Raw genomic sequence first — 13,709 nt, forward strand, 5'->3', positions numbered from 1 at the left:
GCGTTAATCAGATGAGGGACTGTCCCCACCTACGCTAACGCGTTAATTCGGTGGGGGACAGTCCCTCATTGCGTTAAAGCATTACATCATGGCTGCAGGAAGATGGCTTCAAGGGGTGGCTGTTCGCCGGCCAGCCCTACGGCCACTGCAGTGTAAGATTGATTCGGTTCAACCGTCACTCCTGGTACAGTCAATGCGACCTGATCGGTACCCGCGACCCGAACTTCCAAATCTGCTGTCGTAGGTGGAAGCGTAATATATCGTGTCGCTCTTCCGAATGGCACGTTACGGAACAGTACATCGCCGCCTTTCACAGCAATGTCGACGGCTGGAGCATTCGGTGATAAATGCCAGAACCGCACCTTCGCTCGACCTGAAGAAATACTGTCATTATCGACAGCTGCAATCAATTCTAGATCTTCAAGCCTTCCAGCTGCTGCAACAGTGTACATATTTCCAGCTTCCACACCGACGTTCTGCGACAACACTGCCTGATCTGTACTTCCGGCAGGGTAGATCTCAATCTGATATTGACCTGCTGGTACCGTCAAGTAATCGCTCGATTGCTTGAATTGCACTCCCTGCAAGATACGATCCCCATTTACGTACACGTCAACTGCCGGGGCATCCGGTGAAGCATGGAGGACACGGACCATCGCATTCCCATTCATTCCGATCATTTCTCCCCGATGATGACTCATCGCCCAATTCTGCATGCACTCCAAATGCTTCTGATAATAGTAGATGTGCCACTGTGGATTGAGGTATTTATAATAATTCGCCAAGGCATCATACTTCATCGCTTCCAATAACCACTGATCACTATATGCGTTATACATCCAGATTCTCCTCTCAAAAAAACTTCCAACATAAGCTTATTCAAAAGTTGAAAAAAGAGAACCTGGCTTTCGTGCTTTAACGCAATGAGGGACAGTCCCGCCGCGCGTCACCGCGTTAAACTGGCGGGGGACTGTCCCTCGATGCGTTAGTGTGATAAAGGGCACTTCCTTATCACACGATTTCGATGGTGTAGGTGCCTCGTTCGGTCGAGAGGAAGAAGCGTTTGTTGCTGAATTGGTACTTGCTCGAATCCTCCAGTGGAATCTCATAATAATCGGATGGAAGCGGCTGTGCACCTTCCAAATCGGTCTGCGTTGTTCCGGAGCCATGCAGATGAAGTACGTGCATTGGCTCGTAACCATCGATCCTCCGCGTATCCGTTTGATAATCAACCTCACCCAGCTTCATTGTCACTGAATCCTGGTCTCCAAGCTCCTGCTTTGTGATCCGTATCGTCTTGCCACTCCACTTTTGTATCAAATGATTGAACTCTTCAATGCTTATGAATTTTTCGCTCATGATGAATCCCTCCTGAAGGTTAATGTATCCATCAATACGAAAAATATTTCACATCCGCAGCCATTCACCCGGGCTGATATAATAGCAATAATAAAGGAGGAACGTCATGATTTATATAGAAACTCCAAGACTCATTTTACGTGACTGGAAAGACACAGACCTACCTGCATTCAGAAAAATGAACGCAGACGAGCACGTGATGCACTATTTTCCTCGAACTCAGACTAATGAAGAAACCGACAGATTTTACGAAGCCATCCAACAGGAATTCCAGGACTACGACTACGGGCTCTATGCCGCAGAAAGCAAAGAAACTAATGAATTCATTGGATTCATCGGCTTTCACCGCGCAACCTTCGATGCAGACTTCACCCCATGTGTGGAAATCGGCTACCGGCTGAAGGGAGAAGCATGGGGGAGAGGGCTTGCAACAGAAGGGGCTGAAGCGTGCCTCCAACACGGGTTCGAGACGCTGAATTTTGAAGAGGTGTATAGTTTCACAGCGAAAATAAACACACCTTCCCAGCGCGTCATGGAGAAAATCGGTCTTCATTTTGTAAAAGAATTCGACCATCCGAAAGTGGATCCATCAAGCGAACTTTACCGGCATGTGTTATATAAAAAATCTCGATAGACTTTTGGATAAATGGAATGAAACGAACCTTATTTAAATTCGTACAAATAGTAAGGAAAAAAGTTAGAGTAATGGTGGAATGTTCGGCCTGATATTTTTCCATATGGGAGTATATAACCTATGATCCTCTTGTCATATGGCTTATTGAGGAAGAGGTTAACTGAATTATTATGTATGTTACAATTAATTTATCAATATTTTCCAAATATAATTACATAATAAAGGGGTTCAATTAAATATGAAAATAAGAGGGTTTGCAGCAGGGATAGTTTTAGCTGGAGCGCTGATTTTCGTATCTGGCTGTGGTGATGAATCGGAATCCACCACTAAGCCAGAAGTCGAAGAAGTGGATAAGGTCGTAGATTCTTCTGATTCTACTCAAAAGGAAGAAACAGAAACGACCGATGAGGCAGATGAAACCGATACGGAAACAACCGAGGAAAATACAAGCGCTTCGGATAGCGACGAAGAGCAGGTCGCTGTCACCAGTGGAGAGGACGCAATCGCGCTTCTCAAAAAAGAGCTCGACATGGAACAAAACGAAGATATCCAGTTCGATGACATGGGTGGCACAGTGCAGTCGGACGAAAAAGGTTCCTACTACACCATCAAGCTTGTTTCACAGGAAATCCATGAATCTGGTGGCTCGGGCACAGTAGGGCTATATCAGGTTTATGAAGACGGTACATACCAATAGGCGTAGGGGGGACTGTCCCTCGCCAATTTGAAGTAAAGCAGAGCTAATGATTTTGAATACATTAATTGGGGGAACAGAAGTGGAACCGTTACAAGTGACGATCGAACAATATAGAGGTCGTGCGTATCAACTCGGCTATCAGCAAGGCAGGGAGCTTGATCCACAGCTTCCTGAAAAAATTTCGATTCTCGAGAACGAAAACTTTTCCATCAATAACATGATTGAAACCTTCGAAGCCTATGCTCCGCACTTGATTGATGAACTGAAGGGTCTCGCAGACGGGCTGAATTGGACTTTTGAAAAAACGGCTAGTCGCTTCAGTGGATATGACCTTCCGAAAATCAGTGGGATGGGTTGTTCGTCGATGGTGAACGAGGCTTTCGCTGTCCGTAATTATGATTTCTCCCCGGACCTCTATGATAAGCGGCTGGTGCTCATCCAACCGCAGGAATGTCTGGCGAGCATCGGCTACAGCCTACACGTGATCGGAAGGCATGAAGGGGTGAACGAGAAGGGGCTCTTCATCGCCTTGCATTTCGTCGGGAACGAAAATCCTAAGCCGGGTCTGGCGGCATCGACGGTCGTCAGGATCGTTCTGGATACTTGCACCACTACGGAAGAGGCGATTGCTCTACTTCAAAAGCTTCCCCATGCGTGGAGCTATAATTACTCTTTGGCTGACGCGTACGGCAGCACTGCTGTTGTTGAAGCTTCTACTGAAAAAGTGACAACCAGAAATAAGCCCAACACTCTCAGCTGTACCAATCATTTTCAACATATCAGAAAAGAAACCGACGCGACCTATAGCCATGCAAGGTTTGAGTCCATGGAAAGCACAGGTCCAAAAGACTTCAGTTCAGCCTTTGAATGGTTCAAGGACCCTGCATCACCTCTATTTTTCCATGCCTATCACCAGCTGTTCGGCACGCTCCACACATTCGCCTATGATTTTGAAAAAGGGATTGTGCTGACGGCATTGCCATATGGAGATACGCTTAAAGTGGATTGGAGTGCTTGGGTCGATGGGAAGCCATTGCCACACAAGCTGTTGACAGGGAAGTTGATTGCGAAAAACTTGAGGGAACATGGGGAGGCGATGGGATGGACATCCGGCTCGAAGCCTTGAACGAAACGCATGAATCGGAGCTGCTGAAGTTTGAACGCGAGAATCGCGATTATTTTGAAACGATGGTGCCAGGCAGGGGAGAGGACTACTATCTTCCGCATGTATTCAAGGAGCGACACATGGCATTATTGGAAGAACAGCAAAAAGGCATCGGCTATTATTATTTGATTAAAACGGCTTCGATCATTGGCCGCATCAACTTGATTGTCGATGGTACGATAGCTGATCTCGGGTACCGGCTAGGGGAGCAGTATACCGGGAAAGGGTTGGCAACGACTGCACTGAAGCAATTAATGAATGAGCTTCCTCCCATGCTCAATGAAGTCCATGCAAAAACAACTTCTACTAATATAGGCTCACAGAAAGTGCTTGAACGAAACGGATTTGAGCGAGTGGCTGAGGACGAAGAAGCCTTCTGGATGAATGGGGAACAGGTCCATTTCGTCTATTATGTATGGAAAAGAGGCGATCAATAATGAAAAAAGCACTCCTGAGCGGTTTGGCGGTGCTCGCTGTTATTTCAATTACAGCCCTCATCAATATGGAGCTATATATGAAAATCGTGATGGGAATCGCAATAGGATCACTGATTTTGTCTGCAATTTTCATGAAAGTATTTATAAGGGGCAGGGACCTCGACGTGAACACGGACCCGGAGGAAGACCGTAAGCAACGCGGCATTGGGATGATCATTGCGGCCTTCGGTCTGCCATTTTTCGTCACTTCGATACTATTAGTCATCTAACCAGGGGGCATACACGATGCGAACATCTACGATACTATTTCTACTACTCTTTCTGATTCACACGACTACTATGGTCAACATAACGGTTTTCGATGGGGAATGGAACGGGATTGCACTTATGATTTCGAACATCCTCTTCCTAGTTGCCGCTATCTATTACGGCAGTGAATATCGTGCGCGTAAGGGAAAGGAGTAGTCCATGCTGACATTTTTTCAGATTGTGAACTTCATAGGCAATTTCATTATCTTTCATTACATATTAGGAAAACTCTATTTCAACTATGCAGACAATATCGGAAGCTTCATCGGTCTTGTCCTTGTTTTCGTGTTGGCGCTGACGACCACAATCCTTACCTTCCATTTTGCGAAAAAGGTGTACATCGAACAGCACACGATGGGAGGCAACCACTGATGAAATTCTATATTGCATCCAGTTTTCAAAATATCGAAGCAGTTCGTAAGGTGGCCGAAACACTCAAACGGAAAGGTTTCACTCACACCTACGACTGGACCCAGAACGAAAAAGCGTCTACAGCTAGCGATTTAAAGCGAATCGGTCTGGCGGAAAAAGAGGCCGTTGGCGAAGCGAATTTCCTGGTGGTCCTGTTGCCTGCAGGAAAAGGGAGTCACGTCGAACTCGGACTTGCACTGGCAATGGACAAGCCAGTATTCCTTTACGCGCCTGATCACCGGCTGGAGGACTCGAGCACGTTTTACCATCTCACGGAAGTCACGCTTTGTAAGGGTACAAGACAAGAACTGATCGACACTATCAACAGGAGTTTTTCCCGATGAAAATAGCGATTATCACAGATATCCATGGCAATGCGCATGCACTTGAAGCGGTGCTGCAGGACATCGACAACCACGACATCACGCACATATACTGCCTAGGTGATATGATAGGAATCGGTCCCGATACGAATGCCGTTCTCGACATGCTATTTTCGAGGGAAGATGTATCGATGATCACCGGCAATCACGATGAAGCGATCCTGGCATTGGCAAAAGGCGAAGCTTATCCAAAGAGTCATGCGCATGTGAGGGCGCATCATCAGTGGATTGCCAATCGGATTGAACAACCATACATAGAAAAATTGAGCAAGCTGCCACGTATGATTACTGAGAATATTGAACAAAACACTGTACGATTTCTGCATTATGCAATTGCTGATGGGAAGCTGGAAGCACCAATCAGTGAAGACCCATTCGCGCCGATCTTAGACCCTTCGCTTCGGAATATGGAGGTATTGTTCCAGACTTATGAGGAGGACCTAATTGTATTCGGCCATCATCACCCAAAGCATTATTTCAAAAATGACAAAACGACCTACCTGAATCCTGGCGCACTCGGGTGCCAGCATCAGCCGGTCGCACCATATGCCATCGTGGAATTTTCTGGACGAGGCTTTGAAGCGGAAGTGGTGGAGGTCCCGTATGACAACCGAGCGTTTCTGGCTTCCTATCATGAGCTTGAAGTACCGGACAAAGACATCATATTGAAAATTTTTCATGGCAATCAAATTTAAAAAGGACCTCTGATAAAGGTCCTTTTTCACGTTGAAACTTCTCTTACAACCGTCCCTGCTTTTTGATCATGAGGAAGCACGGCCCCATCCTGCTGCTCGAATCCCTTACGATCCTTAAAGTAATCAAGGGAAGCAAGCGTGTCGCGGTAGGCCATCCGTTTGACGAGCTGACCGCAAGTGAGCTCCGAACCGTCTACGCTTTCGAGCTTCAAGCCTTGCTGTTTATAGCCATAGGTTTGTCCGGTTTTTCTCAGTTGGCCATACTCGATTGTCCACATGACGAGCGTTGGAGTGACGAGGGCATGTACTGCTTCATTTTTCACTTTCTTTCGTAAAAAGTATTCGATGCCGAGAGTGACTGCTGTTGAAATGGCGAAATCGATGAAAATGGCTTTTGTGCGTTTTTTAGTGATTGGTTTCAAAGTTGGTTCCTCCCTGAAAATCTTTTCCCTTATATACGTGAGAGGAGGGGAAGTGTTTCACTTTTTGGGCGGAATTAAAAAATAGCTGGGGGTGCGTACATTCACTTATGAACGCATTCCCTGCTATCGAAGTTAGGTGTGTTATCAAATTTCACCTTGATCAATCATCTCTAAAACATCATCTGTTGTGTAGACTTTTCCATCCATAATGTCCTTTTTAGCTTTAAGCAATCTTCTCTTTAATTCAAGGTCTGCTTCTACATCCTCTTTTAATATAGTGCCAGCATCATATCCATCTAAATTCCTCATAGATTTCTCTCCTTTAAGGCGCATTAAAATGCCAGCCCGGGGTGGACTGGCATCTTCATTATTGTTGTTCTTCAAACAAGCGAGCGATTTCCACGATGGTGTGGGTCGCTTTTTCCATATTTTCAACAGAAATATATTCATATTTGCCGTGGAAGTTCTCGCCTCCAGTGAAAATGTTCGGCGTCGGTAAGCCCATGTAAGAAAGCTGGGATCCATCTGTACCACCGCGGATCGGCTTTACCAATGGTTCGATGTCGAGATTCTTCATCGCCTGATAGGCGGTGTCGACGATTTCTTTAACCGGTCTGATCTTGTCACCCATGTTGTAGTATTGATCTTCCATTTCGAGGACAACACGCTGCTCGCCATACTTCTGCTGAAGCTCAGCTGCAATCGAGCGGATGTTGTCCTTTTTAGCTTCGAATTCCTGTTTATCGAAGTCGCGGATAATATAGAGAGATTGCGTTTCTTCTACATTTCCACTCATGGAAATCAGATGATAGAAGCCTTCATACTCCTTTGTATGCTCTGGAGCCTGCTCTGCTGGTAGCTTTGCATTAAACTCCATAGCGAGCTTCGCGGAGTTGACCATCTTGTCCTTCGCTGTCCCTGGATGCACGCTGTTTCCTTTGAACGTGACACGTGCATCGGCAGCATTGAAGCTCTCATACTGCAGCTCGCCAAGTGGGCCGCCATCAATGGTATAAGCGAAATCAGCGTTAAATCGTTTCACGTCGAACTTGTGCGGGCCACGGCCAATCTCTTCATCAGGAGTGAATGCAACGCGAATCGTACCATGCTTGATCTCCGGATGCTGAATCAGGTAATCCATAGCTGTCATGATTTCCGTCACGCCGGCTTTGTTGTCCGCACCGAGAAGTGTCGTGCCGTCTGTTGTCACGAGTGTATGCCCTTTATATGTCGGTAGCTCAGGGAAATCCTTAGGGGAAAGCACCACATTATGGGCTTCACTCAAAATGATCTCGCCGCCATCGTAGTTTTCAACGATACGTGGATTGACGTTCTTGCCCGTAAAATCTGTCGCCGTATCAACGTGAGCCAAGAAGCCGATTATAGGAACGTCCTTGTCTGTGTTGGCCGGGAGGGTTGCCATCACATAACCATAGTCGTCGATGGTGACGTCCTCCATGCCGATTCCCTTCAGCTCATCGACCAGCATATTCGCAAGCGTAAGCTGACCAGGAGTGGATGGACAGGCAGGATTGCTCTCATCCGACTGCGTATCCACCTGCGCATATCTAGTAAACCGATCAATCAAATCCTTCTTCATTATGTATCAACCTCCAGTTCTTTGCTCCCATTATAGCATGAGGGAAGAGGGTGAGGATGCGTCCTTTAGTGCACTACCGCAAGTGGGGGACAGTCCCTCACCACAGTAAAGCGTTAATCGGGTGGGGGACTGTCCCTCAATGCGTTAAAGCGGTCGTGCGAGGCCGCGTTCGAATGCTGCGAGGTGGTTGACGGAGGCATTACGCAACTGGGTGAAGACAACGCGAGCATCTGCAGGTATATCGGATGCGAGAAACTTATCATACATCGCGATATTTTCAATCTCGCCTTGCACCCCTCCAGCAAATGCGGCTTTAATATTTGCTGGTGTTGTCACATATGCTTGGGAATCATCAACTGGAATCTGTAGCTGGTAGTTCTGGAAAAGAGTAAGTAGTGCCTGGATATGGCGAAGCTCTGCCTGTTGAATTTGAGCAAACGTCCGAACATAACCGAAATTACCGAGAATGTTATTGTAACGGGACTGAGCCAAGTATTCATCCTGCATCGCATAGGTAAGCATTTCGGGGAAGGTAAGTGTCCCTGCATTCAGAGCTCCTTTTGCACCATAGGTTTCTGGATCTTGACGATACCAGTTAGAGTCGTAGTAACCGTACATGATCTGTTCCTCCTTATTGAATCATGTACCTATCTTATGCACAGACAATAAGAATGCGTGATAAGCACTTCACTGCTTCACCGCAAGTGGGGACAGTCCCTCACCAATGTAACGCGGTGGGTGTCGAGGGACAGTCCCCCACGGAGCGCAAAAAAAAAGAGCCTGTTGGGTCGGTCAGGCTCTTTACTGTTTGCTTTTTAAATAGGCGGCTTCTTCTGATGGGCTCAGGACTCCAGTGGCTTTGCCGATTGTGCCACCCTGCAGCGACCAGATTGCGTTATGATCCTGATCGGCAGTGCTGAAATCGCCTGCTTTCCACTTCTCTAGTATTCTACGATACGTCTGTTCATGCTCCAGCTCTGCTTCATCCAATCCTTTTAACAGCCAATCGATCCGCGTGTCGTTAATCTCATAGAATCCCCACTTCTTCGGGGCCTCTACCTTCTGGTGCGACATTCCGTGTATGTATTCCTGGTAACCGGTATCTCCGAGCTCACTCGCTTGCTTTTCTTGACCGAACGGGTTTTTTCCTTGTTCTTCATACCTCGCCATTTCCTCCTCAGAGGCTTGGCCGCCAGCTTCTTCCCGCAATTCTTCGACTGTGATGTCACTAGCTTCTCCAGATTCCTCTTCAGCCTTCGACGTTTCAACATCATCGGTTTGGAATAAGAACTCCTGGAATGCAAAAAAGCTTCCGACTAATAAAATGATTGCACCTATTAAACTGAAAAGTATCGTTTTCCACATAAAAACAACTCCATTCTCTCCGTTAAGGTAAGAATATCCAATTACCATGCTATACCACGGAGCCGCCCCAACCTAAACGTTTTTCCGATAGGGTAGTCCGGTGTATTTACGCTACTATAAAGATAACAAAGGAATCGAATGGAGGAGTATCTATGAAACCGATCGAGCACATTCTGCAGGCGAACGAGAACACTTACGGTGAAATGTTTGAACTTATCAAAACGACGAGAGAAGGTATCCAGAAAAATATCGAAGAAAACTGGGATAAAATGTCCCAGGAAGAGCGTCAACTCTATCACCAGCATCAGATGGAGCTTATCGCCCTTTCCATGGAACTCGATGAAGCGAACAAAGCTTTTTACGAACGGTTGGCAGGGGAATCCTCACAACCTTCAGAGCCAGCAGTCGAAAAACCAAAGGTGTACGCAGAAGACGGCGAGGACATCAGCGATTACTTCGAAAACGATCATCTGGACGGTACCGAGTTTCAATAAACGGTTTATCCTTCAAATTTTTAAGTGTAAAATGAGAGAGGGGAATCGAGGCGATTTCCTTAAAAATCTTTGGGAGGTACACGTCCATGTTCAAGAAGATTGCTAGTGACGCATTAGGCCTTAGTGATATTGGTAAAATCATCAGCAAAGAAGATTTTGACAAAACACAATCCGACGATTTTGTACTATATGAAGATGGGGAAAAGATCCACTTCCTGATCAAGTCCAAGTCCGATGAATACTGCTTCACAAACCTTGCCCTGATCCACCTGGATGGGGAAAAGGCGACCAGCAGTAAGCGTAATATCTATCGCTACGACTACTATAAAAATCCGGTCGCCAATGTTTCCATTGAAACAGCAGGAACGATTGATTTGGATCTTGAAATCAAATTCACCATTGGCAGCGTGCCGATGAGCATCGATATCGATAAAAATGAGGGCGAAGCAATTGCGGATCTGTACAAATCACTCGTTGCCATCTCTCAAATCCAGGAGCACAACAGCACGCACGCAGGCTTCGCGCAGGATAGCGTCGTGACTGCGAGGGATATGCTGAGGGACAATCGTTTCCACGACAACGTGATTTCCAAAGAGTTCGCTGAAATCGCGAATGCTGCCTACGACTGGTACAGCAGCAAGTACGAAGCACACACGCGTAAAGACTTCAAAGACATTTTCGATAAATATATCCAAAATTAATAAATGAAGAAAAGTCACGTGGGCAACTGCGTGGCTTTTTTGATACATCTCCAGACCGATGACTCGCTTCACCCTTTTAAGTAAGCTTGAAAAAGAAGGGGTGGTAGAATGATTGCACTACAACCAATGGACAACAAGGAATTCAAAGCGTATCTTGAACTCTCGATCAACGATTATGCAAGCGAGCATGTGCGCGCAGGCAATTGGACGGAAGAAGAAGCATTAACCAATGCAACCGAGCAATTCAACATGTTACTTCCTGATGGTGAGAATTCCGAGGGACAGAAACTGTTCTCGATTCGTGACGACGAAAAGGAAGTGGGAATGATCTGGCTCGGGCTGAAGCCGAACAACAAAGGGTTCATCTATGACATCCGGATTTGGGAAGATCATCAGGGTCATGGCTACGGGAAACAGGCGATGCAGGAAATTGAAGCCTTTGGTCGGGAACTTGGGCTGACATCGATCGGTCTTCATGTGTTCGGCCATAACACCGTCGCCCGCGAACTCTACAAAAAGCTTGGCTATGTCGAGACGGACATCGTGATGGATAAAGCGTTATAAAGCAACGAACCACGACTCTGCGGGTCGTGATTTTTCTTGAATGTAAATTTTTGCGATTGTATCTTTACAACCTCGGATAAGGGGAGTATGATATTTTTCATAATAATAAACAAAGTTTCCAATAATCGATCGCTTAATTCTATTTTTTAGAAGCGGGGGAACCAATCTTGTGTGATGCTTGCATCACTTGGGGTGAATCCTTCATTGAAGGTAGGGCGACTCTTTACGCCCGAATCCGACAGCTAACCTCGTAAGCGTGTGGAGAGAGGATGTGGTGACTTGTGATCACGTAATTTGATTGCAGGGTGGATTCCTCCTGCGATTTTTTTGTGCATTTTTTTAAGAAAGTAAACAAACCTACAACTAAGGACAGTAAGGAAGGACAACGCATATGGCGAAGCATAAATTGAAGCAAGTCGGTTTGATCGGATTAGGTAATTTTGGTGGAAGCCTGTGTCAGGAGTTTGCTGAACTCGGCACAGAAGTATTGGCGATGGACCGGGATGCAGACAGAGTGGATGACTATGCGTCCATCGCGACCCACTGCTTTGTTGGGGATTCGACAGATGAAATGACGTTGAGGGAGATCGGTGTGAGGAATCTCGACCTCGTCATCGTTTCGCTCGGTGATGATATCCAGTCAAGTGTATTGACGACGCTTGTTCTGAAGGAGATCGGCGTGGAAAAGGTATGGGTGAAGGCACAATCGAAATACCACCGGCTCGTACTTGAAAAAATCGGTGCAGACCGGATCATTCATCCAGAAAAGGATATTGCAAGGCGCATCGCTCACCGTGTCACTTCAGATAAGCTGCTCGATCATATCGAGTTATCGAAGGATTTCAGTATCGTTGAACTTGTCGCAACATCCAAGGTCGATGGGAAATCCTTGCTGGAGCTGGATGTACGCGCTAAGTATGGCTGTACCATTATCGGAATCATGAAGGGGGAAGACATCCAGGTTTCGCCTGCTGCTGAAGAAGTGATTGAGAAGAATGATGTGTTGATTATGATTGGAAATAATAAGGACTTGAACCGATTTGAGGAGAAGGGACTCTAGGCGATGGCCAAACATTGGAAAAAGATCAACGTCTCTCCGTCCCAGTTTCTTGTGCTCGTTTTCCTAAGCTTCATTGTGCTTGGCACAATCTTATTGAAGCTTCCGTTTGCAACGACAGAATCGGTCAACTGGCTGGATGCATTTTTTACGTCTACCTCTGCGATGACCGTAACCGGGCTGATCACCGTTGATACGGGTGGTGCTTACACGATATTCGGAGAAGTTGTCATCATGCTGCTCATCCAGGTCGGCGGATTGGGCATCATGTCATTCGCAGTGCTGATCTTCATGATGATCGGGAAAAAGATCGGCCTGAAGGAACGTTTGTACATCAAACAGGCGCTGAACCAGACTTCGATTGGCGGCATCATCATGCTGGTGAGAAAATTGTTCTTCTTCTCGATAATAATCGAGGGAATTGCAATCGTTTTTCTTACGCTGCGCTGGGCGCCTGAAATGGGACTTGGTCCTGGGCTCTATGCCAGCACGTTCCACGCCATTTCAGCGTTCAACAATGCTGGTTTTTCCATCTGGTCGGACAGCTTGATGGGGTATGCTGGTGATCCGGTCATCAACACGGTGATCCCCTTCTTGTTCATCACAGGCGGTATCGGATTTACAGTATTGACCGACTTGTGGGAAAACAAGAATATCCGAAATCTCAGCTTGCATACGAAACTGATGGTGATCGGCAGTTTTTTGATCAGTCTTATCTCGTTTGTGTTCATTTTCACCTTTGAATTCAATAACCCGGCTACACTAGGAGGATTATCCAATACGGATAAGATTCTGACCTCGTACTTCCAGGCGGTGACACCAAGGACGGCAGGGTTCAATACGCTCGACATCGGGGGAATGGAGGACCCGTCGATCATTCTGATGCTTCTGTTGATGTTCATCGGGGGTGGGAGTGCATCGACGGCTGGAGGAATCAAGGTGACGACTTTCCTGATCATCCTGTTCGCCGTCGTCACGTTCCTGAAAGGAAAATTTGAAATTGTTATCAGAAAGCGGACGATTGATCCGCATCTTCTGCTGAAGGCACTTGCGATTACAACGATGTCGATCGGCGTTGTATTTATCGGAATCCTCGTATTGAGTATCACGGAAAAAGCACCGATGCTGATGATTATTTTTGAAGTGTTCTCAGCATTCGGTACGGTCGGACTGTCGATGGGATTGACCGGTGATCTCTCTGAGGTAGGGAAGCTGGTCATCATTGCAGTCATGTTCATAGGGAAGCTTGGACCTTTGACGCTGGCGTTTTCATTGGCAAAGCCGAAACTTGAAAAAATTCGCTATCCAAAAGAAGATATATTGGCAGGTTAAGCGCTATCCATAAGGGTAGCGCTTTTTTTCAGCCGAAAGTCATAGAGGGACTCCTCCATGCACCTGACGTAATCGCTATTCGCA

The 13,709-nt window shown here is 46.5% G+C and carries 20 protein-coding genes, 1 pseudogene and 1 riboswitch; of the genes and pseudogenes, 14 read left to right on the forward strand and 7 right to left on the reverse strand.

Annotated elements, in window-relative coordinates; translation table 11 throughout:
* Nucleotides 1-86 precede the first annotated feature (86 nt).
* Together ACFQ2J_RS10630 and ACFQ2J_RS10635 are read right to left on the reverse strand one after the other, a co-directional pair.
* On the reverse strand, nt 87-839 hold the full coding sequence (locus tag ACFQ2J_RS10630; RefSeq protein ID WP_386059827.1) for a DUF4397 domain-containing protein: 753 nt from the start codon (nt 837-839) through the stop codon (nt 87-89).
* A gap of 172 nt (nt 840-1,011) precedes the next feature.
* Nucleotides 1,012-1,359 (reverse strand): hypothetical protein, encoded by a 348-nt coding sequence (locus ACFQ2J_RS10635; RefSeq protein ID WP_386059830.1) that lies wholly within the window; start codon nt 1,357-1,359, stop codon nt 1,012-1,014.
* Between the two features lie 106 nt (nt 1,360-1,465).
* On the opposite strand from ACFQ2J_RS10635, the gene ACFQ2J_RS10640 reads away from it, so the two are divergent.
* From ACFQ2J_RS10640 to ACFQ2J_RS10680, 9 genes are all read left to right on the forward strand, one after another.
* Nucleotides 1,466-1,993, forward strand: a complete 528-nt coding sequence (locus ACFQ2J_RS10640) for a GNAT family N-acetyltransferase (protein WP_386059833.1) — start codon at nt 1,466-1,468, stop codon at nt 1,991-1,993.
* A gap of 238 nt (nt 1,994-2,231) precedes the next feature.
* Nucleotides 2,232-2,690 (forward strand): hypothetical protein, encoded by a 459-nt coding sequence (locus ACFQ2J_RS10645; protein ID WP_386059836.1) that lies wholly within the window; start codon nt 2,232-2,234, stop codon nt 2,688-2,690.
* Nucleotides 2,691-2,769: 79 nt separating this feature from the next.
* Nucleotides 2,770-3,816, forward strand: coding sequence for a C45 family autoproteolytic acyltransferase/hydolase (locus tag ACFQ2J_RS10650; protein ID WP_386059839.1), 1,047 nt, complete (start codon nt 2,770-2,772; stop codon nt 3,814-3,816).
* Entirely contained in the window at nt 3,792-4,292 is a 501-nt protein-coding gene (locus ACFQ2J_RS10655; RefSeq protein WP_386059842.1) for a GNAT family N-acetyltransferase, read from the forward strand. Before ACFQ2J_RS10650 ends, ACFQ2J_RS10655 begins: the two co-directional genes overlap by 25 nt.
* Nucleotides 4,292-4,561 (forward strand): DUF5316 family protein, encoded by a 270-nt coding sequence (locus tag ACFQ2J_RS10660; protein ID WP_386059844.1) that lies wholly within the window; start codon nt 4,292-4,294, stop codon nt 4,559-4,561. Before ACFQ2J_RS10655 ends, ACFQ2J_RS10660 begins: the two co-directional genes overlap by 1 nt.
* A gap of 16 nt (nt 4,562-4,577) precedes the next feature.
* Nucleotides 4,578-4,757, forward strand: a complete 180-nt coding sequence (locus ACFQ2J_RS10665; protein WP_386059847.1) for a hypothetical protein — start codon at nt 4,578-4,580, stop codon at nt 4,755-4,757.
* 3 nt (nt 4,758-4,760) lie between these two features.
* Nucleotides 4,761-4,973: a hypothetical protein gene (locus tag ACFQ2J_RS10670; RefSeq protein WP_386059850.1), complete on the forward strand. Its 213-nt coding sequence runs from the start codon at nt 4,761-4,763 to the stop codon at nt 4,971-4,973.
* On the forward strand, nt 4,973-5,356 hold the full coding sequence (locus ACFQ2J_RS10675; RefSeq protein WP_386059853.1) for a nucleoside 2-deoxyribosyltransferase: 384 nt from the start codon (nt 4,973-4,975) through the stop codon (nt 5,354-5,356). The genes ACFQ2J_RS10670 and ACFQ2J_RS10675 overlap by 1 nt, the downstream gene beginning before the upstream one ends.
* A complete protein-coding gene (locus ACFQ2J_RS10680) occupies nt 5,353-6,090 on the forward strand; it encodes a metallophosphoesterase family protein (protein ID WP_386059856.1) in 738 nt (245 codons plus the stop codon). The genes ACFQ2J_RS10675 and ACFQ2J_RS10680 overlap by 4 nt, the downstream gene beginning before the upstream one ends.
* Nucleotides 6,091-6,116: 26 nt before the next feature.
* On the opposite strand, the gene ACFQ2J_RS10685 is transcribed toward ACFQ2J_RS10680, so the two are convergent.
* The 5 genes and pseudogenes from ACFQ2J_RS10685 to ACFQ2J_RS10705 form a co-directional block, all read right to left on the reverse strand.
* A complete protein-coding gene (locus ACFQ2J_RS10685; protein ID WP_386059858.1) occupies nt 6,117-6,512 on the reverse strand; it encodes an RDD family protein in 396 nt (131 codons plus the stop codon).
* Between the two features lie 144 nt (nt 6,513-6,656).
* Nucleotides 6,657-6,821: a hypothetical protein gene (locus tag ACFQ2J_RS10690; protein ID WP_386059860.1), complete on the reverse strand. Its 165-nt coding sequence runs from the start codon at nt 6,819-6,821 to the stop codon at nt 6,657-6,659.
* A 58-nt stretch (nt 6,822-6,879) separates the two neighbouring features.
* Entirely contained in the window at nt 6,880-8,112 is a 1,233-nt protein-coding gene (gene pepT / locus ACFQ2J_RS10695) for a peptidase T (RefSeq protein ID WP_386059862.1), read from the reverse strand.
* Between the two features lie 144 nt (nt 8,113-8,256).
* Nucleotides 8,257-8,682 (reverse strand): annotated as a pseudogene (locus ACFQ2J_RS10700) (ferritin family protein); the annotation flags it as partial.
* A 231-nt stretch (nt 8,683-8,913) separates the two neighbouring features.
* On the reverse strand, nt 8,914-9,477 hold the full coding sequence (locus ACFQ2J_RS10705) for a DUF6241 domain-containing protein (RefSeq protein ID WP_386059864.1): 564 nt from the start codon (nt 9,475-9,477) through the stop codon (nt 8,914-8,916).
* 152 nt (nt 9,478-9,629) lie between these two features.
* On the opposite strand from ACFQ2J_RS10705, the gene ACFQ2J_RS10710 reads away from it, so the two are divergent.
* From ACFQ2J_RS10710 to ACFQ2J_RS10730, 5 genes are all read left to right on the forward strand, one after another.
* Nucleotides 9,630-9,971: a hypothetical protein gene (locus ACFQ2J_RS10710; RefSeq protein ID WP_386059866.1), complete on the forward strand. Its 342-nt coding sequence runs from the start codon at nt 9,630-9,632 to the stop codon at nt 9,969-9,971.
* 86 nt (nt 9,972-10,057) lie between these two features.
* Nucleotides 10,058-10,672, forward strand: coding sequence for a PH domain-containing protein (locus tag ACFQ2J_RS10715; protein ID WP_386059869.1), 615 nt, complete (start codon nt 10,058-10,060; stop codon nt 10,670-10,672).
* Between the two features lie 108 nt (nt 10,673-10,780).
* The gene (locus tag ACFQ2J_RS10720) at nt 10,781-11,236 is read left to right on the forward strand and encodes a GNAT family N-acetyltransferase (RefSeq protein WP_386059872.1); all 456 of its coding nucleotides are present in this window, start codon (nt 10,781-10,783) and stop codon (nt 11,234-11,236) included.
* Nucleotides 11,237-11,356: 120 nt separating this feature from the next.
* Nucleotides 11,357-11,509: riboswitch (cyclic di-AMP (ydaO/yuaA leader) on the forward strand.
* A gap of 118 nt (nt 11,510-11,627) precedes the next feature.
* Complete coding sequence (locus tag ACFQ2J_RS10725; protein ID WP_386059875.1) at nt 11,628-12,296, forward strand: potassium channel family protein; 669 nt, start codon at nt 11,628-11,630, stop codon at nt 12,294-12,296.
* A gap of 3 nt (nt 12,297-12,299) precedes the next feature.
* Nucleotides 12,300-13,625 (forward strand): TrkH family potassium uptake protein, encoded by a 1,326-nt coding sequence (locus ACFQ2J_RS10730; RefSeq protein ID WP_386059878.1) that lies wholly within the window; start codon nt 12,300-12,302, stop codon nt 13,623-13,625.
* Nucleotides 13,626-13,709 lie beyond the last annotated feature (84 nt).

This window comes from Thalassobacillus hwangdonensis (assembly GCF_042675915.1).
Lineage (GTDB): Bacteria > Bacillota > Bacilli > Bacillales > Halobacillaceae > Thalassobacillus_A > Thalassobacillus_A hwangdonensis.

Excerpts from the sequence above, each read along its gene's own strand:
- ACFQ2J_RS10710 (WP_386059866.1), top strand. The coding sequence starts at position 9,630 with ATGAAACCGATCGAGCACATTCTGCAGGCGAACGAGAACACTTACGGT.
- ACFQ2J_RS10645 (WP_386059836.1), top strand. The coding sequence starts at position 2,232 with ATGAAAATAAGAGGGTTTGCAGCAGGGATAGTTTTAGCTGGAGCGCTG.
- ACFQ2J_RS10725 (WP_386059875.1), top strand. The coding sequence starts at position 11,628 with ATGGCGAAGCATAAATTGAAGCAAGTCGGTTTGATCGGATTAGGTAAT.
- ACFQ2J_RS10730 (WP_386059878.1), top strand. The coding sequence starts at position 12,300 with ATGGCCAAACATTGGAAAAAGATCAACGTCTCTCCGTCCCAGTTTCTT.
- ACFQ2J_RS10635 (WP_386059830.1), bottom strand. The coding sequence starts at position 1,359 with ATGAGCGAAAAATTCATAAGCATTGAAGAGTTCAATCATTTGATACAA.
- ACFQ2J_RS10680 (WP_386059856.1), top strand. The coding sequence starts at position 5,353 with ATGAAAATAGCGATTATCACAGATATCCATGGCAATGCGCATGCACTT.
- ACFQ2J_RS10640 (WP_386059833.1), top strand. The coding sequence starts at position 1,466 with ATGATTTATATAGAAACTCCAAGACTCATTTTACGTGACTGGAAAGAC.
- ACFQ2J_RS10670 (WP_386059850.1), top strand. The coding sequence starts at position 4,761 with ATGCTGACATTTTTTCAGATTGTGAACTTCATAGGCAATTTCATTATC.
- ACFQ2J_RS10705 (WP_386059864.1), bottom strand. The coding sequence starts at position 9,477 with ATGTGGAAAACGATACTTTTCAGTTTAATAGGTGCAATCATTTTATTA.
- ACFQ2J_RS10660 (WP_386059844.1), top strand. The coding sequence starts at position 4,292 with ATGAAAAAAGCACTCCTGAGCGGTTTGGCGGTGCTCGCTGTTATTTCA.
- ACFQ2J_RS10655 (WP_386059842.1), top strand. The coding sequence starts at position 3,792 with ATGGACATCCGGCTCGAAGCCTTGAACGAAACGCATGAATCGGAGCTG.
- ACFQ2J_RS10630 (WP_386059827.1), bottom strand. The coding sequence starts at position 839 with ATGTATAACGCATATAGTGATCAGTGGTTATTGGAAGCGATGAAGTAT.
- ACFQ2J_RS10720 (WP_386059872.1), top strand. The coding sequence starts at position 10,781 with ATGATTGCACTACAACCAATGGACAACAAGGAATTCAAAGCGTATCTT.
- pepT (WP_386059862.1), bottom strand. The coding sequence starts at position 8,112 with ATGAAGAAGGATTTGATTGATCGGTTTACTAGATATGCGCAGGTGGAT.
- ACFQ2J_RS10665 (WP_386059847.1), top strand. The coding sequence starts at position 4,578 with ATGCGAACATCTACGATACTATTTCTACTACTCTTTCTGATTCACACG.
- ACFQ2J_RS10675 (WP_386059853.1), top strand. The coding sequence starts at position 4,973 with ATGAAATTCTATATTGCATCCAGTTTTCAAAATATCGAAGCAGTTCGT.
- ACFQ2J_RS10715 (WP_386059869.1), top strand. The coding sequence starts at position 10,058 with ATGTTCAAGAAGATTGCTAGTGACGCATTAGGCCTTAGTGATATTGGT.
- ACFQ2J_RS10690 (WP_386059860.1), bottom strand. The coding sequence starts at position 6,821 with ATGAGGAATTTAGATGGATATGATGCTGGCACTATATTAAAAGAGGAT.